Origin of the sequence: Serratia sp. CY76391 (assembly GCF_052166695.1) — a bacterium.
In the GTDB taxonomy this organism is placed as follows: Bacteria; Pseudomonadota; Gammaproteobacteria; order Enterobacterales; family Enterobacteriaceae; genus Serratia; species Serratia nematodiphila.
The window spans coordinates 20,833-40,305 of the sequence record NZ_JBJNOJ010000015.1; the positions used below are offsets into that span (position 1 = coordinate 20,833).

17 protein-coding genes are annotated in these 19,473 nt (G+C 60.3%); 12 read left to right on the forward strand and 5 right to left on the reverse strand.

The annotated features are described in order from the left end of the window. Positions 1–38: 38 nt before the first annotated feature. Together ACJ8PN_RS22985 and metB are read right to left on the reverse strand one after the other, a co-directional pair. The gene (locus ACJ8PN_RS22985; RefSeq protein ID WP_171454938.1) at positions 39–2,474 is read right to left on the reverse strand and encodes a bifunctional aspartate kinase/homoserine dehydrogenase II; all 2,436 of its coding nucleotides are present in this window, start codon (positions 2,472–2,474) and stop codon (positions 39–41) included. Between the two features lie 2 nt (positions 2,475–2,476). Continuing rightward, positions 2,477–3,637 (reverse strand): cystathionine gamma-synthase, encoded by a 1,161-nt coding sequence (gene metB / locus ACJ8PN_RS22990; RefSeq protein ID WP_015379413.1) that lies wholly within the window; start codon positions 3,635–3,637, stop codon positions 2,477–2,479. A gap of 304 nt (positions 3,638–3,941) precedes the next feature. Here metB and metJ point away from each other — a divergent pair, with 304 nt between their 5' ends. Then, on the forward strand, positions 3,942–4,259 hold the full coding sequence (metJ, locus tag ACJ8PN_RS22995) for a met regulon transcriptional regulator MetJ (protein WP_004931076.1): 318 nt from the start codon (positions 3,942–3,944) through the stop codon (positions 4,257–4,259). Between the two features lie 77 nt (positions 4,260–4,336). On the opposite strand, the gene rpmE is transcribed toward metJ, so the two are convergent. After that, complete coding sequence (gene rpmE / locus ACJ8PN_RS23000) at positions 4,337–4,552, reverse strand: 50S ribosomal protein L31 (RefSeq protein WP_004931078.1); 216 nt, start codon at positions 4,550–4,552, stop codon at positions 4,337–4,339. Between the two features lie 200 nt (positions 4,553–4,752). Here rpmE and priA point away from each other — a divergent pair, with 200 nt between their 5' ends. The 7 genes from priA to rraA all read left to right on the forward strand — a co-directional run bounded on the left by priA (position 4,753) and on the right by rraA (position 12,824). Then, a complete protein-coding gene (priA, locus tag ACJ8PN_RS23005) occupies positions 4,753–6,948 on the forward strand; it encodes a primosomal protein N' (protein WP_351109680.1) in 2,196 nt (731 codons plus the stop codon). A 291-nt stretch (positions 6,949–7,239) separates the two neighbouring features. Further along, positions 7,240–8,268 (forward strand): DNA-binding transcriptional regulator CytR, encoded by a 1,029-nt coding sequence (cytR, locus tag ACJ8PN_RS23010; RefSeq protein ID WP_004931082.1) that lies wholly within the window; start codon positions 7,240–7,242, stop codon positions 8,266–8,268. 65 nt (positions 8,269–8,333) lie between these two features. Beyond that, positions 8,334–9,269, forward strand: coding sequence for a cell division protein FtsN (gene ftsN / locus ACJ8PN_RS23015; RefSeq protein ID WP_171454940.1), 936 nt, complete (start codon positions 8,334–8,336; stop codon positions 9,267–9,269). A gap of 102 nt (positions 9,270–9,371) precedes the next feature. Beyond that, on the forward strand, positions 9,372–9,902 hold the full coding sequence (gene hslV / locus ACJ8PN_RS23020; RefSeq protein WP_004931085.1) for an ATP-dependent protease subunit HslV: 531 nt from the start codon (positions 9,372–9,374) through the stop codon (positions 9,900–9,902). 12 nt (positions 9,903–9,914) lie between these two features. After that, entirely contained in the window at positions 9,915–11,249 is a 1,335-nt protein-coding gene (hslU, locus tag ACJ8PN_RS23025) for an HslU--HslV peptidase ATPase subunit (RefSeq protein WP_033631324.1), read from the forward strand. A 96-nt stretch (positions 11,250–11,345) separates the two neighbouring features. Beyond that, entirely contained in the window at positions 11,346–12,263 is a 918-nt protein-coding gene (locus ACJ8PN_RS23030) for a 1,4-dihydroxy-2-naphthoate polyprenyltransferase (RefSeq protein ID WP_048326687.1), read from the forward strand. Positions 12,264–12,338: 75 nt separating this feature from the next. Further along, complete coding sequence (gene rraA, locus ACJ8PN_RS23035; RefSeq protein ID WP_004931090.1) at positions 12,339–12,824, forward strand: ribonuclease E activity regulator RraA; 486 nt, start codon at positions 12,339–12,341, stop codon at positions 12,822–12,824. Between the two features lie 60 nt (positions 12,825–12,884). Here the strand turns inward: rraA and zapB are convergent, their stop codons facing one another. After that, positions 12,885–13,124, reverse strand: a complete 240-nt coding sequence (gene zapB / locus ACJ8PN_RS23040) for a septal ring assembly protein ZapB (RefSeq protein ID WP_004931092.1) — start codon at positions 13,122–13,124, stop codon at positions 12,885–12,887. A gap of 525 nt (positions 13,125–13,649) precedes the next feature. Between zapB and ACJ8PN_RS23045 the strand changes: the two genes are divergently transcribed. The 3 genes from ACJ8PN_RS23045 to glpX all read left to right on the forward strand — a co-directional run bounded on the left by ACJ8PN_RS23045 (position 13,650) and on the right by glpX (position 17,185). Continuing rightward, a complete protein-coding gene (locus ACJ8PN_RS23045) occupies positions 13,650–14,495 on the forward strand; it encodes an MIP/aquaporin family protein (RefSeq protein ID WP_015379417.1) in 846 nt (281 codons plus the stop codon). A 42-nt stretch (positions 14,496–14,537) separates the two neighbouring features. Continuing rightward, positions 14,538–16,046, forward strand: a complete 1,509-nt coding sequence (glpK, locus tag ACJ8PN_RS23050; protein ID WP_442535242.1) for a glycerol kinase GlpK — start codon at positions 14,538–14,540, stop codon at positions 16,044–16,046. A gap of 128 nt (positions 16,047–16,174) precedes the next feature. Beyond that, the gene (gene glpX / locus ACJ8PN_RS23055) at positions 16,175–17,185 is read left to right on the forward strand and encodes a class II fructose-bisphosphatase (protein WP_016929713.1); all 1,011 of its coding nucleotides are present in this window, start codon (positions 16,175–16,177) and stop codon (positions 17,183–17,185) included. A 194-nt stretch (positions 17,186–17,379) separates the two neighbouring features. On the opposite strand, the gene emrD is transcribed toward glpX, so the two are convergent. Beyond that, positions 17,380–18,564 (reverse strand): multidrug efflux MFS transporter EmrD, encoded by a 1,185-nt coding sequence (gene emrD, locus ACJ8PN_RS23060; RefSeq protein WP_442535243.1) that lies wholly within the window; start codon positions 18,562–18,564, stop codon positions 17,380–17,382. Positions 18,565–18,861: 297 nt separating this feature from the next. On the opposite strand from emrD, the gene ACJ8PN_RS23065 reads away from it, so the two are divergent. Further along, positions 18,862–19,473 carry a helix-turn-helix transcriptional regulator gene (locus ACJ8PN_RS23065; protein ID WP_171454943.1) on the forward strand — a complete coding sequence of 204 codons (612 nt, stop codon included), beginning with the start codon at positions 18,862–18,864 and terminating at the stop codon, positions 19,471–19,473.

A 19,473-nucleotide genomic window follows, 5' to 3' on the forward strand; every position in this document is an offset into this window, starting at 1 on the left:
AAAGCAAAGGGGCGCGGTGAACCCGCGCCCGCAGAGGATTAAAGCAGCTGCGCCAATCGGTTAAGGTCTGACTGGATCGCGCCGGCGGTGACGTCGCGGCCGGCGCCCGGCCCGCGGATCACCAGCGGATTATCGCGATACCAGCGACTTTCGATGGCAAACACGTTGTCGCACGGCAATAGCGAGGCCAGAGGATGCTCAGGGCGCACCGCCTCCACGCCGACCCGCGCCTTGCCGTTGGCGTCGAAACGCGCCACGTGGCGCAGCACCAGGCCCATTTCGCTGGCGGCCTCAAAGCGCTGTTGCATCTGCTGATTCAGCGCCTCACCGTTCTCGAAGAACTGATCGACGGAGCCCAGCTCGCACCCCGCCGGCACCAGCGACTCGACCCGCACCTGGTTCGGTTCGATGTCGTAGCCCGCCTCGCGCGCCAGGATCACCAGCTTGCGCATCACGTCCTGGCCGGAGAGATCGACCCGCGGATCCGGTTCGGTCAGCCCCTGCTGCCAGGCCTGATCCACCAGCTCGGTGAACGGCACCGTGCCGTCATACTGCAGGAACAGCCAGGAAAGCGTGCCGGAGAAGATGCCGCTGATCGCCAGAATGCTGTCGCCGCTGTCGCGCAGATCGCGCACCGTGTGGTTGACCGGCAGGCCGGCGCCGACGGTGGCGTTGTACAGCCAGTGGCGGCCGGTTTTGGCGAAGGCGTCGCGAATTTGGCGATAGCTGTCGCTGCACGAGGCCCCCGCCAACTTGTTGGCGCTGATCACGTGGAAACCGTAGCTGGCGAAATCCAGATACTGCCCGGCCAGCTCTTCGCTGGCGGTCACGTCGAGCACCACCAGATCGTCGAACGGGTGCGCGCGCATCCACAGGAACAGCGATTCTTCATCCAGCTCCTGCGCTTCGTCCTCAAAGAATGCCAGCGCGCGGCTGGCGTCCAGCCCGTCATAGTTCAGCAGGCTGCGGCGGCTGTCCACCACCCCCGCCAGGATAAATTCGAAGCCGCTGCGCGCGGAGATATTGGTCTGCTCACGGGCGAACAGCTCCAGCCAGCGCGACCCGATATTGCCCTTGCCGAACAGCACCAGACCGATGCGCTTCTCGGCGCGGAACAGGCTTTGGTGCAGCCCCTGGATCAGCAGCGCGGTCGGCCCCTGGCGCAATACCGCCACCAGGCTGATGCCATCTTCCGCCTGCCAGATGAACTCGACCGGCTGATCTTTCAACTGCTGATAGAAACGGTGGCTGTGCAGCGGGTTCTTGCACACCCCGGCGCCGACCATCGCCACCAGCGCCAACCCTTCACGCAGGCGCAGCTCGCCTGGCAGCGCCGCGGCCTGCAGCGTCACCAGCGCGCTGTTGACCACCTCGGAGGTGTAACACAGCTGCACCAGGTTGCGGTCAGGGTGGATGCCCACCGCCAGCGGTTTGATCTGCGCGCGCTTGAGCACCAGATCCAACTCTTTCTGCGCCAGTTTGAAGTCATGTTGAGCGGCGACGTGCAGTTCAATCAGGCACACATCGTCGTGGCTGGTGACAATCTTGGCGCCGGTGCCGGACGCCAATACGCGCTCGATGCGCGTCGAGCCCTGCTCCGGCTGATAGCTGCAGCGCAGCTGAAGATCGATATCGCTGCCGGAGACCGGCTGCAGAGTACGGGTGTGCAATACCGGCGCCGCCAGGCGCGCCAGCTCGCTGGCTTCGTCCAGACGCAGCAGCGGCAGCAGGCAGGCGTCTTTCACCTTGCGCGGATCGGCGCTGTATACCCCGGCCACGTCGCTCCAGATGGTGACGCGCGCAGCGCCGGCCAACGCGCCGACCTGAGTGGCGGAGTAGTCGCTGCCGTTACGCCCCAACAACACGGTTTCCCCGGCGTCGTTGCGCGAAATGAAGCCGGTCACCACCAGGCGTTTGCCCGGATGTTGAGCCATCAATTGCTGCAGCAGCGGGTAAGAACGGCCTTCATCCACCTGCGGCTGCGCGGCGCGCTCGGCGCGCAGGAAATCACGCGCGTCCAGCCAGGCCGCCTGCATATCCAGCTGATTAAGCACCGCCGCCATCAGGCGCGCCGACCAGATCTCGCCGTGCCCGACCACTTCGGCATAGCATACCTCGTCGACGTTGCCGTCCAGCAGTACCGCCAGACGTTCCAGATCCTGAATGAACTCGGCGATCAGTGGCTCGGCGCTTTCCGGCGGCAACAGGCCGCTGATAAGATCGCTGTGATAGCGACGCAATGTCTGCTGCACCTGGTGCGCAGACAGGCGATCGCTCTGGCTGAGCTTCAGCCAGTTGATCAACTGGTTGGTGGTACTGCCGGCGGCCGATACCACCATCATGTCGCCCGGCTGGCTGTATTCCGCCATAATCCCGGCCACACGCAGATAACACTTCACATCCGCCAGACTGCTGCCGCCAAACTTGTGCAGTTGACGCCCGCTCACCGGCCCTGCTACAGCAATTGCATTCATGCTTACCTCGTTGCCGCCGCCTGGAAAGCGCGTTCCAGATCGGCAATCAAATCTTCACTGTCTTCAATACCCACGGAAATGCGCAGCAGGCTCTCGGAGATGCCGGCCGCTGCCCGCGCCTCCGCCGCCATGCCGGCGTGAGTCATGGTCGCTGCATGCGAGATCAGGCTTTCTACGCCGCCCAACGATTCTGCCAGAGTAAACAGCTCAAGGGCAGAGAGAAAACGGCGCAGCACCGCTTCATCGCCGTCCAGTTCAAAACTCAGCATCGCGCCGAAACCGCGCTGCTGACGGCGGGCGATCTCATGCCCCGGATTCTCCGGCAGGGAGGGATGATACAGCTTTTTCACCAGCGGTTGCTGCTGTAAATAGTCAACAATCGCTTCAGCGTTTTGTTGCGCCGCCTTGATGCGCGGCGACAGCGTGCGCATGCCGCGCAGCAACAGATAACTGTCGAACGCGCCGCCGGTCACGCCAATGTTGTTCGCCCACCAGGCCAGCTCGACCGCCAGCTCGGGATCTTTGGCAATCACCGCGCCGGCCACCACGTCCGAATGCCCGTTCAGGTATTTGGTGCAAGAATGGACCACCAGATCGGCACCGAGTTCGATCGGCTGTTGCAGGGCCGGGCTGAGGAAGGTGTTGTCCACCACCGTCAACGCGCCCGCCGCATGCGCGGCAGCGCAGATCGCCGCGATGTCCACCACCCGCAGCAGCGGATTGCTGGGGCTTTCTATCAGCACCAACTTCGGCTTTTGCGCCAGCGCCTGCTGCAGGGCTTCTTCATTACCCTGATCGACGAACAGCACGCGATAGGCGCCGCGCTTGCTCAGGCTGTCGAACAGCCGATAGCTGCCGCCGTAGCAGTCGTGCGGCGCCACCAGCAGATCGCCGGGCTTCAACAACACGGTGGTCACCAGATGGATCGCCGACATCCCGCTGCCGGTCATCACCGCGCCGGCGCCGCCTTCCAGCTCCGCCAACGCGCGCTGCACTACGTCGCGCGTCGGGTTGCCGCGTCGCGAGTAGTCATGGGCTCGGGGTTGGTTGAAGTCGGTAAAGTTATAGGTGCTGGACAAATGAATCGGCGGGACAACGCAGCCGTACTGTTCGTCATCGTTCAGGCCGCTGCGTACGGCAATCGTGGCTGGTTTACGCGTCATGGGCTCGCTCGGCTCTCGGTTCGGTGGATGAGGCCTAAAGAGTAATCGCAGGATTGATAGACGTCAATACATCTGGACATCTAAACTTCTTTGCGTATAGATTGAGCAATGACACAATACCCGCTAAAATTATGCCGATATGACATGACGATAAGATGTTAAGCGGCAATGCCTGGCCGAAGCGGGGCATTCAGTGACCCTGGTCGCGTAAAATTGACATTTATTTAGTGAGAACAGTGAAGATCGGGCATAATTGGCCGGTTTTTAGAATTTTGTAATTTTTCTGACAAAGTTAAGGTGTCCCATGGCTGAGTGGAACGGCGAGTATGTCAGCCCTTACGCTGAACACGGTAAAAAAAGCGAGCAAGTCAAAAAGATCACGGTATCCATTCCGCTGAAGGTCCTGAAAATCCTTACCGACGAACGGACCCGTCGCCAGGTGAACAACCTGCGCCACGCCACCAACAGCGAACTGCTGTGCGAAGCGTTTCTGCATGCCTTTACCGGCCAGCCGCTGCCGAACGATGAAGACCTGCGCAAAGAGCGCAGCGATGAAATCCCGGAAGCCGCAAAAGCGTTGATGCGCGAACTGGGTGTCGATCCCGATACCTGGGAATATTGAGAACCGCCCGGCGAACGCCGGCGGCAGAAAAGAAAAAAGGCGCCCAGGGCGCCTTTTTCATCGGTCGATAAGAAATCTTATTTCTTAGCGCCTGGTACGCTGAAACGCTTGTTGAAGCGGTCAACGCGGCCACCGGTAGCAACGTCACGCTGCTTGCCAGTGTAGAACGGGTGGCATGCGCCACAAACGTCCAGGTTCAGATCGTGGCCCACGGTGGAGCGGATCTTCATCACGTTACCGCAAGAGCAGTTAGCAGTAACTTCTTCGTATTTTGGGTGGATACCTTGTTTCATGGGAAACCTCAGTTAAGGCCGTGTCGCTATCCAGCCCTGTTTCGCCAGACACCACACGTGGTTGATAATAGAATTTTGGTATCGAATTATACCAAAGGCGGCAAATTATACAGCATTAGTCGGGGCGCGCAATCGGAACCGTACATTTGCCGATGCGCCGTGTAAACTGATGCCCACTTTTTTTCAATTTGGATGAGATCATGCCCGTCGTACACGTTGCTTTGCCGGTCCCCCTCGCCCGCACCTTCGACTATCTGCTGCCACCCGGTATGCAGCCGGTGGCCGGCGCGCGCGTGGGCGTGCCCTGGGGCAGGCAGCATGCAATCGGCATCGTCACCGGCTGCAGCGACACCAGCGAACTGCCGCTGGACAAGCTCAAACCGATCGACAGCGTGATCGACACCGAGTCGCTGTTCTCTCCCAGCCTGTGGCGCATCCTGCGCTGGGCCAGCGATTACTATCACTATCCCATCGGTGAAGTGCTGTTCCATGCGCTGCCGATCCTGCTGCGCCAAGGCAAACCGGCCGAGGCCGCGCCGCTGTGGCAGTGGTTCGCCACCGAAGAAGGGCGCGCCACGCCGCCCGAAAGCCTGAAACGCGCGCCGAAACAGCAGCAGGCTCTGGCGGCGCTGTTGCAACGCCCGGTCTATCGCCATCAGGTCAGCCAGCTTGAGCTGACGGAAAGCGCTCTACAGGCGCTGCGCGCCAAAGGGCTGATCGACCTGCGCGCTCAGGTCGCGGCCACGCAGGACTGGCGCCCCAATTTCGCGGTGCTTGGCGAGCGGCTGCGGCTGAATACCGAACAGGCCACCGCCGTCGGGGCGATCAGAAGCGAGGATGAGCAGTTCGCCGCCTGGCTGCTGGCCGGGGTCACCGGCTCCGGCAAGACCGAGGTGTATCTCAGCGTGCTGGAGAACGTGTTGGCCAAAGGCCGGCAGGCGCTGGTGCTGGTGCCGGAAATCGGCCTGACGCCGCAAACCATCGCCCGCTTTCGCGAGCGCTTCAACGCGCCGGTGGACGTGCTGCACTCCGGGCTGAACGACAGCGAACGGCTGGCAGTTTGGCTGCGCGCGCGCAGCGGCGAAGCCGCGATCGTCATTGGCACCCGCTCGGCGCTGTTCACGCCGTTCCGGCAACTGGGCGTAATCATCATCGACGAAGAGCACGACAGCTCTTATAAACAGCAGGAAGGCTGGCGCTACCATGCCCGCGATCTGGCGGTGTTTCGCGCCCGGGAAGAGGACATCCCGATGATGATGGGCTCCGCCACGCCGGCACTGGAAACGCTGCACAACGTGCAGCTGGGCAAATATCGCCAGTTGAAGCTCACCCAACGCGCGGGCAACGCCAAACCGGCGGCGCAGCACCTGATCGATCTGAAAGGGTTGCCGCTAAAGGTCGGCCTGTCGCAGCCGCTGTTGAAAAGCATGCAACACCATTTAAAAGCCGGCAATCAGGTGATGCTGTTCCTCAACCGCCGCGGTTACGCCCCGGCGCTGCTGTGCCACGAGTGCGGCTGGATCGCCGAGTGCCAGCGCTGCGATCACTACTACACCTTCCACCAGCATCAGCGCCAGCTGCGCTGCCACCACTGCGACAGCCAGCGACCGGTGCCGCACCAGTGCCCGCAGTGCGGCTCCACCCACCTGGTATCGGTCGGCGTCGGCACCGAACAGCTGGAACAGGAGCTGGCACCGCTGTTCCCCGACACGCCGATCACCCGCATCGATCGCGACACCACCAGCCGCAAAGGGGCGCTGGAGCAACACCTGGCGGATATTCATCGCGGCGAAGCGCGCATTCTGATCGGCACGCAAATGCTGGCCAAGGGCCACCATTTTCCCGACGTCACGCTGGTGGCGTTGCTGGACGTGGACGGCGCGCTGTTCTCCGCCGACTTCCGCTCCGCCGAGCGTTTCGCTCAGCTGTATACCCAGGTCTCCGGCCGGGCGGGCCGCGCGGGCAAACAGGGTGAAGTGCTGCTGCAAACCCACCACCCGGAGCACCCGTTATTGCAGGTGCTGCTGCAACAGGGTTACGACGCCTTCGCCAAACAGACGCTGGCGGAGCGCAACAGCGTGTTTCTGCCGCCCTACACCAGCCACATCATCGTGCGCGCCGAAGATCACGATAACCAACAGGCCCCGCTGTTCCTGCAGCAGCTGCGCAATCTGTTGGAAGCCAGCCCGCTGAAGGACGATTCGCTGTGGGTGATGGGCCCGGTGCCGGCGCTGCAGTCCAAACGCGGCGGCCGTTTCCGCTGGCAGCTGCTGCTGCAGCATCCGACACGGCGCGTCCTGCAACAGCTGATGAAAAGCTCGCTGCCGCTGATCGGCACCCTGCCGCAAACACGCAAGGTGAAATGGACGCTGGATGTCGATCCGATCGACAGCTGATCCCGGAAAAGTCCGATTTAGCTGCCGCAGTGCAAACGTTTACCCTTGAAATTGCGAGCGAACGCTAAAAAACCTTCTCAGGTCACATTTTTTATGCAAATTAGGTAACAAAGGCGGGGCGTATTCTGTTTAGAATGTCTGCGAGGGCAAATTTTGTCGCCACATCGCAGCGCGACGGAGTGCCCGAACGCGAGTGGCGCTCAATGACAACAATCTCGCCACCGCATGCCGGACATTGTGAGCAAACAGCAGTAGTGGCGTCGGCATGGGGCTGACGCAAGGAGAAAGGCGTTGGAACACAAGAAAGAGTTATCCATGGCGACCATGAAAGACGTCGCCGAAATGGCGGGCGTTTCAACGGCTACCGTATCGCGTGCGCTGATGAACCCGGAAAAGGTGTCAACGCCAACGCGCCAGAAAGTGGAACAGGCCGTGCTGGCCGTGGGTTATTCTCCTCATGCTCTGTCACGCAATATCAAACGCAACGAATCCCGCACCATCCTGGTGATCGTGCCCGACATCTGCGATCCGTTTTTCGCCGATGTGATCCAGGGGATCGAACAGACCGCGGCCCAACAAGGTTATCTGGTGCTGATCGGCGACTGCGCGCAGCAAAATCAGCAAGAGCGCACCTTCGTCAATCTGATCATCACCAAACAGATCGACGGTATGCTGCTGCTGGGCTCCAACCTGCCGTTTGACGCCAGCAAGGAAGAGCAGCGCAACCTGCCGCCGATGGTGATGGCCAACGAGTTTGCCCCTGAGCTGGAACTGCCGACGGTGCATATCGACAACCTGACCGCCGCCTTTGAAGCCGTGCATTATTTGCATCAATTGGGCCACCGGCAGATCGCCTGCGTCGCCGGGCCGGAACAGATGCCGCTGAGCCATTATCGGCTGCAGGGTTACGTTCAAGCGCTACGTCGTAATGGCATTACCGTCGAAAGCAGCTATATTACCCGGGGTGATTTTACCTACGAAGCCGGCGCGCAAGCGCTGACGGCGCTGATGGCTCAGCCGAAACCGCCGACGGCGGTGTTCTGCCACAGCGACGTCATGGCGATCGGCGTGCTGTCCCAGGCGAAGAAAATGGGGCTGCGGGTACCGCAGGATCTGTCGATCGTCGGCTTTGACGACCTCAAGCTGGCGCAGTATTGCGATCCGCCGCTGACCACGGTGGCGCAGCCGCGCTTCCAGATCGGCCAGCAGGCGATGTTGCTGCTGCTGGAGCAGTTGAACGGCCAAACGGTGGCCAGCGGCTCCCGGCTATTGGACAGTGAATTGATTATCAGAGGCAGCACCGCTGCCCCGAAACGCTAGTCAAATATTTTAGGGTTCAGTAACATGACGGACTTATCCTCTCATCAGGACACAGCGGAATAATAGTGGCACAAAAAGACTATGTAAGCCGTGGGCGCGCAGCAGGAGCTAAGCGTAAAACCCCCAGCCGTAAAAAACGCAGTTCTCCGAAGGTTTCCAAAACCGTGCTGGCGTTAGCCGCCGCGTTGCTGGTTGTCTTTGTCGGTGGCCTCTATTTCATTACGCACAACAAGCCGGAAGACGCGCCGTTGTTGCCTGCGCACACTACGCGCCCGGGCAACGGCCTGCCGCCGAAGCCGGAAGAGCGCTGGCGCTACATCAAAGAGCTGGAAAACCGACAGATCGGCGTGCAAACCCCGACCGAACCGACGGCCGGCGGCGAGCTCAATTCCAAAACTCAGCTGACCGCCGAACAACGGCAACTGCTGGAGCAGATGCAGGCCGACATGCAGCAGCGCCCGACGCAGCTGAACGAAGTGCCGTATAACGATCCGGGCCAGGCCAACGCGCGCAGTAACCGCCAGCAGCAGATGCAACAACAGCAAATGCAGCAGCAGCCGGTACAGCAACAGCAGCAGGTCACTCAGCCGCCGCGCAACCCGTTCAACAACGGCGCCACCACCGCGCCGGTGCAGCAGCACCAGCAGCCGAAGCCGGCCACCCAGCAACCGGTGCAGCAGGTGAAACAGCCTGAGCCGAAGCCGCAACCGAAGCCGGAGCCCAAACCGGACGTGAAACAGGAAACGGCCAAGCAGGAAACCAAGCCGGAATCGAAACAGAAGTGGATGGTGCAATGCGGTTCGTTCCGCGCCACCGATCAGGCTGAATCCGTGCGGGCGCGCCTGGCGTTCGAAGGCATCGAGAGCCGCATCACCGCCGGCGGCGGCTGGAATCGCGTAGTGCTCGGCCCCTACAGTAGCCGCGCCGCAGCGGACAAAACCCTTTCACGCCTGAAGGGCGTCGGCATGTCGAGTTGCATTCCCCTCTCCGTTGGGGGTTGAAAAGCGTCAATCCCCCCCCATCTATACTCTCAATATGCCTCGTAGCGTCTGCGAAAGCAGGCGCTGCGGGGACTTCTTTCCGTCTTTAACGAGGGTCTGCTCGTGACAACAATTGTAAGCGTACGCCGCAACGGCCAGGTCGTCATCGGTGGTGATGGCCAGGCAACCCTGGGTAATACGGTGATGAAGGGTAACGTCAAGAAAGTGCGTCGCCTGTATAACGACAAAGTGATCGCCGGTTTCGCCGGTGGCACCGCTGACGCCTTCACGCTGTTTGAACTGTTTGAACGCAAACTGGAAATGCATCAGGGCCACCTGGTGAAAGCCGCCGTCGAGCTGGCGAAAGACTGGCGCACCGACCGCATGCTGCGCAAGCTCGAAGCGCTGCTGGCGGTCGCCGATGAAACCGCCTCGCTGATCATCACCGGCAACGGCGATGTGGTGCAGCCGGAAAACGATCTGATCGCCATCGGCTCCGGCGGCCCGTACGCCCAGGCTGCCGCCCGCGCCATGTTGGAAAATACCGAACTGAGCGCCCGCGACATCGTTGAGAAATCTCTCAACATCGCCGGCGACATCTGTATTTACACCAACCATTTCCACACCATTGAAGAATTGCCTTCCAAAGCGTAAGGATCGAATACCATGTCTGAAATGACCCCGCGCGAGATCGTCAGCGAACTGGACAGCTATATCATTGGCCAAAACAAGGCCAAACGCGCTGTCGCCATTGCCCTGCGCAACCGCTGGCGCCGGATGCAGCTCAACGAGATGCTGCGTCACGAAGTGACCCCGAAAAACATTCTGATGATCGGCCCGACCGGCGTCGGTAAAACCGAAATCGCCCGCCGTCTGGCGAAGCTGGCCAACGCGCCGTTCATCAAGGTTGAAGCCACCAAGTTCACCGAAGTGGGCTATGTGGGCAAAGAAGTGGACTCCATCATCCGCGATCTGACCGATGCCGCCATCAAAATGGTGCGCATGCAGTCGATCGAGAAAAACCGCACCCGCGCCGAAGAGTTGGCCGAAGAGCGCATTCTCGACGTGCTGATCCCGCCGGCCAAAAACAACTGGGGCCAGCCGGAAGAAAATCAGGAACCGTCCGCCGCCCGCCAGGCATTCCGCAAGAAACTGCGCGAAGGCCAGCTGGATGACAAAGAGATCGAAATCGATCTGGCCGCCGTGCCGATGGGCGTGGAAATCATGGCGCCTCCAGGCATGGAAGAGATGACCAACCAGCTGCAGTCGATGTTCCAGAACCTCGGCGGCCAGAAGCAAAAACCGCGCAAGCTGAAGATCAAAGAAGCCTTCAAGCTGCTGGTGGAAGAAGAAGCCGCCAAGCTGGTGAACCCGGAAGAGCTGAAAGAGCAGGCGATCGAAGCAGTTGAGCAGCACGGCATCGTGTTTATCGATGAGATCGACAAAATCTGTAAGCGCGGCGGCCAAAGCTCCGGTCCGGATGTCTCGCGTGAAGGCGTGCAGCGCGATCTGCTGCCGCTGGTGGAAGGCTGCACCGTGTCCACCAAGCACGGCATGGTGAAGACCGACCACATCCTGTTCATCGCTTCCGGCGCGTTCCAGACCGCCAATCCGTCGGATCTGATCCCGGAACTGCAGGGCCGTCTGCCGATCCGCGTTGAGCTGCAGGCGCTGACCACCGAAGACTTCGAGCGCATCCTGACCGAGCCGAGCGCGTCGCTGACCGAGCAGTACAAAGCGCTGATGGGCACCGAAGGCGTCAACATCGAGTTCACCGCCGACGGCATCCGCCGCATCGCCGAAGCCGCGTGGCAGGTCAACGAAAGCACCGAGAACATCGGCGCGCGTCGTCTGCACACCGTGCTGGAGCGTCTGATGGAAGATATTTCCTACGATGCGAGTGAAATTAATGGCCAATCCATTACAATTGATGCGGATTACGTGCGCAGTCATCTGGATGAACTGGTGGCGGATGAAGATTTGAGTCGTTTTATCCTATAATCGCTCAATCATTGTCTTGTCAGTCATCTGTGTGGGAGGCATTGCCTCCCACAATTATTTCTAACGGACACCGCAACTTACTGACAGAAGCGAAACATGAGCTCATCAACCTCCACCACCCCGATTTCCGCCTGGCTCGAAAGTCTACGCCCCCGCACCCTGCCGTTGGCCTTTGCCTCCATCGTGGTCGGCTCGGCGATCGCCGCCTGGCACGGCAGCCTGAAACCAGAAGTGGCGCTGCTGGCGCTGTTGACCGCCGGCCTGCTGCAGATCCTCTCCAACCTGGCGAACGACTACGGCGATGCGGTCAAAGGCAGCGACAAAGAAGATCGCATCGGGCCATTGCGCGGCATGCAGAAAGGCATGATCACCCAGGCGCAGATGAAACGGGCGCTGGTGGTGACGGTGGTGCTGATCGCCATCGCCGGCTGTTCGCTGATCGCCGTCGCCTGCGAGCAACCCAGCGACGTGGTGGGTTTCCTGGTGCTGGGCGGGCTGTCCATCGTGGCGGCGATCACCTATACCGTCGGCAACAAGCCCTACGGGTATTTGGGGCTGGGCGATATCTCGGTGCTGGTGTTCTTCGGCTGGCTGAGCGTGGCCGGTACCTACTATCTGCAGACGCACACCTTCGACAGCGTCGTGATGCTGCCCGCCACCGCCTGCGGCCTGCTGGCGACGGCGGTGCTCAACATCAACAATCTGCGCGATATCGAAAGCGATCGCGAAAACGGCAAGAATACGCTGGCGGTGCGTCTCGGCCCGCACAAGGCGCGCATTTACCACGCCCTGCTGCTCGGCGGCGCGGTGCTGTGTTTCGCGCTGTTCACGCTGTTCAACCTCCACAGCCCGTGGGGTTGGCTGTTCGTGCTGGCGATCCCGCTGCTGGTGCGCCACGGCCTGCGCGTGCTGCGCGATCCGACGCCGGTCGGCATGCGGCCGATGCTGGAGCATATGGTCAAGGCGGCGTTGCTGGCCAATCTGCTGTTCGCCATCGGCGTGGCGCTCAGTTAAAAACTGATGATTTTGCCAACAGGGCGAATAAAGGGATATACTGAACATTCCTGCGGCAAACAGACGTAAAATCCTATGAAATACGATACTTCCGAACTTTGCGACATCTATCATGAAGAGGTGAACGTTGTTGAACCTCTGTTCTCCAATTTTGGCGGGCGTACTTCATTTGGCGGGCAGATCACCACGGTGAAATGCTTTGAGGATAACGGCCTGTTGTTCGATCTGCTTGAAGAAAACGGCCGCGGCCGCGTGCTGTTGGTCGACGGCGGCGGTTCGGTACGCCGGGCGCTGATCAACGCCGAACTGGCGCGCCTGGCCGCCCAGAACGAATGGGAAGGCATCGTGGTGTACGGCGCGGTGCGCCAGGTGGACGATCTGGAAGAGCTCGACATCGGCATTCAGGCGATGGCGGCGATCCCGGCGGGTGCAGTGAGCGAAGGCGTGGGCGAAAGCGATATCCGCGTCAACTTCGGTGGCGTCACCTTCTTCTCCGGCGACCACCTGTATGCCGACAATACCGGCATCATCCTCTCCGAAGACCCGCTCGACATCGAGTGATTTTCGGACATGAAAAAGGGCGCCTGAGGCGCCCTTTTCGTTGCTGCATGGCGTAAGGAATCAAACCTCTTCCATTTTGCCCAGCAGCGCGCGCAGGCGATCTTGCCATACGTGCTGTTCTTCTTTCAGCTGTTGGTTTTCACGCACCAACGCTTCGTGGTTGCCGGAGGCAGCCTGAACTTCCTGCGACAGAGAGTTGTTTTTGTCTTTCAGCTCTTCAATTTCCATCTGCAACAAGGTGATGGTATCAATCGCCTGCTGTACTTTTGCTTCCAGTTTCTCAAATACTTCAAATGACATGCTTCAGTCCCCTCATGATAGCAAGGCGTACATCTATAAGTAGCGGCCGCAACGTCGGCTGCAGCTACTGCGAATATTGCATCGCGCTCAGTGACGCGCGCCGTTACGAAAGGCGCGCCGGTCTCGATTCGTTAAAAACGATTGTAAGTAGCCAGTCTCCGCCTGTCTAGCAACATACCGGATCATCGCGCAGTCTGTTGCAATTTTCCTGCCCTCGCCATCAGCAAAAACTGAAAATCCCCATCGCCGCCGCCGCGAGTTGTTAACAACCCTCAGCAAACCACTGGTCAGATCACACTTTTATGGCTCAGAAAGAACACTAAACGACGCGAAATCGCTCAATTTTATGACGCGCCACACACATTTTGATTTCGCTATTTCTCGTTTATGTTCGTTAACGATAAATTTACATCACGTCCTTATTCAATAATTGGACGAGATGAAAAAAACTGTGCCCATAGGCCAGATCTCTACCCAACTGAGCCTATAAACCAACAACCGCCGTTTTTGCAGGACAACAACATTATGAGCCAAACCACCAGTCCGACATTAAAAGGCCAGTGCATCGCCGAGTTCCTCGGCACGGCGCTGCTGATCTTCTTTGGCGTAGGCTGCGTTGCCGCGCTGAAACTGGCGGGCGCCAGCTTCGGCCAGTGGGAAATCAGCATCATTTGGGGCCTGGGCGTCGCCATGGCCATCTATCTGACCGCCGCGATTTCCGGTGCGCATCTCAACCCGGCGGTCACCCTCGCCCTGTGGCTGTTCGCCTGCTTCGACGGGCGCAAAGTGGTGCCTTATATCATTGCGCAGGTCGCCGGCGCCTTCTGCGCCGCGGCCTTGGTCTACGGGCTGTACTACAATCTGTTCTTCGACTTCGAAGCAGCCCACCACATGGTGCGCGGCAGCAACGAAAGCCTCGAACTGGCCGGCATCTTCTCGACTTACCCTAACGCGCACATCTCCGTCGGCCAGGCCTTCCTGGTAGAAATGGTGATCGCTGCAATCCTGATGTGCCTGATCCTGGCGCTGACCGACGACGGCAACGGCATTCCGCGCGGCCCGCTGGCGCCGCTGCTGATCGGTATTCTGATTGCCGTGATCGGCGCCTCCATGGGACCATTGACCGGCTTTGCGTTGAACCCGGCGCGTGACTTCGGGCCGAAACTGTTCGCCTACCTGGCCGGCTGGGGCAAAGTCGCCTTCACCGGCGCACGCGACATCCCGTACTTCCTGGTGCCGATCTTCGCCCCTATCGTCGGCTGTGGCCTGGGCGCTTTCGGTTACCGCGCGCTGATTGGCCGCCACCTGCCGTGCGACGTCTGCGTGACGGAAGAAGAGCCCGACGCCAAGACCCAGCAGCGTAAAGCGTGATGGGTGCAGTTTTACACGGTTAACAACAGCAGGATAATTACCATGACTGTAGAAAAAAAATACATTGTCGCACTCGACCAAGGGACCACCAGCTCACGTGCCGTCGTGCTCGATCACGACGCCAACATCGTTGCAGTATCGCAGCGCGAATTCCCGCAGATCTATCCAAAGGCCGGCTGGGTTGAGCACGACCCGATGGAGATCTGGGCGTCGCAAAGTTCGACGCTGGTAGAAGTGCTGGCGAAAGCCGACATCAATTCCGATCAGATCGCCGGCATCGGCATCACCAACCAGCGCGAAACCACCATCGTCTGGGAAAAAGAGACCGGCAAGCCGATTTACAACGCCATCGTTTGGCAGTGCCGCCGCACCGCCGACATCTGCGAGAAGCTCAAGCGCGACGGCCTGGAAGAGTACATCCGTCACAACACCGGCCTGGTGGTTGACCCGTACTTCTCCGGCACCAAGGTGAAGTGGATCCTGGACAACGTCGAAGGCGCCCGCGAGCGCGCCAAGCGCGGCGAACTGCTGTTCGGCACCGTGGATACCTGGCTGGTGTGGAAAATGACCCAGGGGCGCGTACACGTCACCGATTACACCAACGCCTCACGCACCATGATGTTCAACATCCACGAACTGGACTGGGACGAACGTATGCTGGAAGTGCTGGATATCCCGCGCGCCATGCTGCCGAAAGTCCGCCCGTCCTCCGAAGTGTACGGCCAGACCAACATCGGCGGTAAGGGCGGCACGCGTATTCCTATCGCCGGTATCGCCGGTGACCAACAGGCGGCACTGTACGGCCAGCTGTGCGTTCAACCGGGCATGGCGAAGAACACCTACGGCACCGGCTGCTTCCTGCTGATGAACACCGGCAAAGAAGCGGTGCGCTCGAAAAACGGTCTGCTGACCACCATCGCCTGCGGCCCACGCGGCGAAGTGAACTATGCGCTGGAAGGCGCGGTGTTCATCGGCGGTGCGTCTATCCAGTGGCTGCGCGACGAGCTGAAACTGATCAGCGACGCCGCCGACTCCGAATATTTCGCCACCAAGGTGAAAGACAGCAACGGCGTCTATGTGGTGCCGGCCTTCACCGGCCTGGGCGCGCCCTACTGGGATCCGTATGCTCGCGGCGCCATCTTCGGCCTGACCCGTGGTGCCAACAGCAACCACATCATCCGCGCCACGCTGGAATCCATCGCCTTCCAGACCCGTGACGTGCTGGACGCCATGCAGGCCGACGCCAACACCCGCCTGCAATCGCTGCGCGTGGACGGCGGCGCGGTCGCCAACAACTTCCTGATGCAGTTCCAGTCCGATATTCTCGGCACCCGCGTAGAACGCCCTGAAGTGCGTGAATCGACGGCGCTGGGCGCGGCGTACCTGGCGGGCCTGGCCATCGGCTACTGGAACGATCTGGATGAAGTGAAGAGCAAAGCGGTGGTTGAGCGTGAATTCCGCCCAAGCATCGAAACCACCGAACGCAACTACCGCTACAGCGGCTGGAAAAAAGCGGTGGCTCGCGCTCAGGCATGGGAAGATCACGAGTAATCCCGAAGCTGCCGTTTCGCCAACAAGCGCTGCCTGCGGGCGGCGCTTTTTTTTGCCCCGCCCTGCCGCCACCGCGCTGTGATAGACTTTGTCGATATTTTCCTCCCTTTCTTACAGACAGGTTTGCCATGAAACGTGAATTAGCCATCGAATTCTCCCGCGTTACCGAAGCCGCCGCGCTGGCGGGCTACAAATGGCTGGGGCGCGGCGACAAGAACGCCGCCGACGGCGCGGCGGTCCACGCCATGCGCATCATGCTCAACAAAGTGGATATCGATGGGCGCATCGTGATCGGCGAAGGCGAGATCGACGAAGCGCCGATGTTGTATATCGGCGAGCAGGTCGGTACCGGCCAGGGCGACGCAGTCGACATCGCGGTCGATCCGATCGAAGGCACCCGCATGACCGCCATGGGCCAGTCCAATGCGCTGGCGGTATTGGCGGTGGGCGATCGCGGCACCTTCCTGCATGCGCCGGACATGTACATGGAGAAGCTGGTGGTCGGCCCGGCGGCGCGCGGCGCCATCGATCTCAACCGGCCATTGGCAGAGAACCTGCAGAACGTCGCCGAACGACTGGGCAAACCGCTGTCGCAGCTGACGGTGATCGTATTGGCCAAACCGCGCCACGACGGCGTCATCGCTCAGATGCAGCAGTTGGGCGTGCGAGTATTTGCCATTCCTGACGGCGACGTAGCGGCCTCCATTCTCACCTGCATGCCGGAAAGCGAGGTCGATGTGATGTACGGCATCGGCGGCGCGCCGGAAGGGGTGATCTCAGCCGCGGTGATCCGCGCGCTGGACGGTGACATGCAGGCGCGTTTGCTGCCGCGTCATGAGGTGAAAGGCGACAGCGCCGAAAACCGCCGCATCGGCGAACAGGAGTTGGCCCGCTGCCGGGAGATGGGTATCGAAGCCGGTCAGGCGCTGCGTCTGGATCAGATGGCGCGCAACGACAACGTGATCTTCTCCGCCACCGGCATCACCAAGGGCGATTTGCTGGAAGGCATCAGCCGCCAGGGCAACATGGCCACCACCGAAACGTTGCTGATCCGCGGCAAGTCGCGCACCATCCGCCGTATTCGTTCGACCCACTATCTGGATCGCAAAGACCCGGCGCTGCACGAGTTTCTGCTGTAACGAAACAGGGCGCCGAATGGCGCCCTGATGATTGATGACAAACCTCATGCCCTTGCCGTGTTGGCAGAGAACAGCGAATAAAAAACAAGGAAAATCAATTTATTGATTTTCGGCTGATAACCACAAAGGGGAGAAAAACCCCGCTTTTTCTCCCCTTTGTCAACGGTATGAGGGCGCCGAATGGCGCCCTGTCGTTATGCGGTATGCCCCTGATGCTGCATACGATTGGACAGCGGCCACCAGCACAGCAGGATCAGCAGCGCCATCGCGAACATCAGCAAGCCGAGGCTGAACTGCCCGGTTTGCGGCAGCATGGCGGACAGCCAGGTCGCCAGACCGGACCCCATGTTCTGCATCCCGCCCACCAGTGCGCCCGCCGCGCCTGCCAGGTAAGGGAACGGCTCCATCGCCCCGGTGGTCGCCAGCGGGAACAGCATGCCGGCGCCGAAGAAGAACAGCGCGGCCGGCACGATCAGCGTCCAGATGTTCATCACGCCGAACCAGCCCGGGATCCACATCATCGCCCCCGCCAGCAGGCAGCTAATCACCGAATGCCACATCAGCGTGTGGAAGGTCTTGCCGTCGCGCCCGGCGTACCAGGCGCCGAAAAACGCCGCCGGGATCGGCAGAATGAACAGGATGCTGACGGTCAGCCCACTCAGCCCCAACACGCCGCCCATCAACACACCGCAGCTGGCCTCGAATACCGCAATCCCCGCCAGCGCGCCGATCAGCATCACCAGATAGCAGCTGAAGGTGCTGTCACCCAGCAGCTGGCGGAAACTGGCCAGCATGCGACGTTTTTCCGTTTGCACCGGGCGGGTTTCCGGCAGCCAGCGGAACATGGCGAAGGCGACGCAGGCGCACAGCGCCAGCAGGAAGGCGTAGCAGGCGCGCCAGCCGAACACCATCGCCAATGCGCCGCCGATCACCGGCGCCAGCAGCGGGCTGACCAAAATCCCCATGTTCAACAGGCTGTTGGCGTAGCGCAGGGCGGTGCCGGCATACAGATCGCGCGGCATGGTGCGCGCCATCACGCCCGCCACGCCGGTGCCCATGCCCTGAATCGCGCTGGCGGCAACCAGCATCGTCAGGTTGGTAGACAGCAGCGCGCCCAGCGCACCGGCCAGGAAGATCATCATGCCGGTCAGGATCACCGGGCGGCGCCCGATCCGATCCGATATCGGCCCGTAAATCAGCTGGGAGAAACCGTAGGTCAGCAGATACGCCGCCATCACCCGTTGCACGGCGCCGGTGCGAACCGACAGATCGTGGGCGATATCAGCAATAACGGGAACATAAATGGTTTGCGCCATCTGGCCGACGGCGACCAACAGGATAAGCATCACCAGCAGGTGAAAATTCTCTAGTTTTCTCATTATCTTCGTTAACGTTTCAACTCGTCACAGCGTCCCGGTATGGCCGTTGCAGCAGCCAGAACGGCGAGCAGCCCTCTATGGCGGCATAAACTAATCAAATCTGATTTTTTTAGCGAGTTTCAGGCAGATATTGATCCAGGTCACACTGGCAGCAAACCCGACCAGGCTCGTAAATTAAACTGTACGTCTAACGCTTTGGCGTTAAAAATAGCGCCCTTGCAGTAGCCGCGCTTTAGCATTTAATCGATAATTATTTTCATCAACTTGAAATAAAATAACACCATAGGGATTTGGTTCATGAAAACACCTGAGCTGATTTTATTGCAGTTAAAGGCTCTCGGCCCGCACTCGGCCAAAATGCTGGCGGAGTGTCTGGACATCACGCCGATGGGCATCCGACAACATCTGCAATCCCTGGAAAAACGTGAGTTGGTTTGTTACGAAGAAGCGCGCAGCAAGGTCGGCCGCCCGACGCGCTACTGGTCGCTGACAGAGCGAGGGCACGCTTTTGCGGCCGCCGATCAGGAACGGCTGCGGGCATCCGCGCTGCGGCTGTTTGGCGGCGCCGGCGTGGAACCGTTGCTGAACGCGCGCGAAGAGCAGCTTTATCTGCGTTATGCCGAAGAGCTGTCTGCCGAGCGCAGCCACCAAGAGCGGTTAGCCCGATTGGTGCGTCTGCGGCAACATGACGGTTACATGGCCGAATTGCTCGATCATCCGCACGGTGCGCTGTTGGTGGAAAACCACTGTCCGATCGGCGTGGCCGGTTCCAACTGCAGCAGCCTGTGCAATTCCGAGCTGCAGCTGTTTCACCGCCTGTTCGGCAACGACTACCGGATAGAGCGCACCACGCACGCCATTTCCGGCTCACGACATTGTGCTTATTTGATTCGACCACGGGAGCTTTAG

Bases quoted from the DNA above. Each gene is read 5' to 3' on its own strand.
- ACJ8PN_RS22985 (WP_171454938.1), bottom strand. From the start codon at position 2,474: ATGAATGCAATTGCTGTAGCAGGGCCGGTGAGCGGGCGTCAACTGCAC.
- metB (WP_015379413.1), bottom strand. From the start codon at position 3,637: ATGACGCGTAAACCAGCCACGATTGCCGTACGCAGCGGCCTGAACGAT.
- metJ (WP_004931076.1), top strand. From the start codon at position 3,942: ATGGCTGAGTGGAACGGCGAGTATGTCAGCCCTTACGCTGAACACGGT.
- rpmE (WP_004931078.1), bottom strand. From the start codon at position 4,552: ATGAAACAAGGTATCCACCCAAAATACGAAGAAGTTACTGCTAACTGC.
- priA (WP_351109680.1), top strand. From the start codon at position 4,753: ATGCCCGTCGTACACGTTGCTTTGCCGGTCCCCCTCGCCCGCACCTTC.
- hslU (WP_033631324.1), top strand. From the start codon at position 9,915: ATGTCTGAAATGACCCCGCGCGAGATCGTCAGCGAACTGGACAGCTAT.
- ACJ8PN_RS23030 (WP_048326687.1), top strand. From the start codon at position 11,346: ATGAGCTCATCAACCTCCACCACCCCGATTTCCGCCTGGCTCGAAAGT.
- rraA (WP_004931090.1), top strand. From the start codon at position 12,339: ATGAAATACGATACTTCCGAACTTTGCGACATCTATCATGAAGAGGTG.
- zapB (WP_004931092.1), bottom strand. From the start codon at position 13,124: ATGTCATTTGAAGTATTTGAGAAACTGGAAGCAAAAGTACAGCAGGCG.
- ACJ8PN_RS23045 (WP_015379417.1), top strand. From the start codon at position 13,650: ATGAGCCAAACCACCAGTCCGACATTAAAAGGCCAGTGCATCGCCGAG.
- glpK (WP_442535242.1), top strand. From the start codon at position 14,538: ATGACTGTAGAAAAAAAATACATTGTCGCACTCGACCAAGGGACCACC.
- glpX (WP_016929713.1), top strand. From the start codon at position 16,175: ATGAAACGTGAATTAGCCATCGAATTCTCCCGCGTTACCGAAGCCGCC.
- emrD (WP_442535243.1), bottom strand. From the start codon at position 18,564: ATGAGAAAACTAGAGAATTTTCACCTGCTGGTGATGCTTATCCTGTTG.
- ACJ8PN_RS23065 (WP_171454943.1), top strand. From the start codon at position 18,862: ATGAAAACACCTGAGCTGATTTTATTGCAGTTAAAGGCTCTCGGCCCG.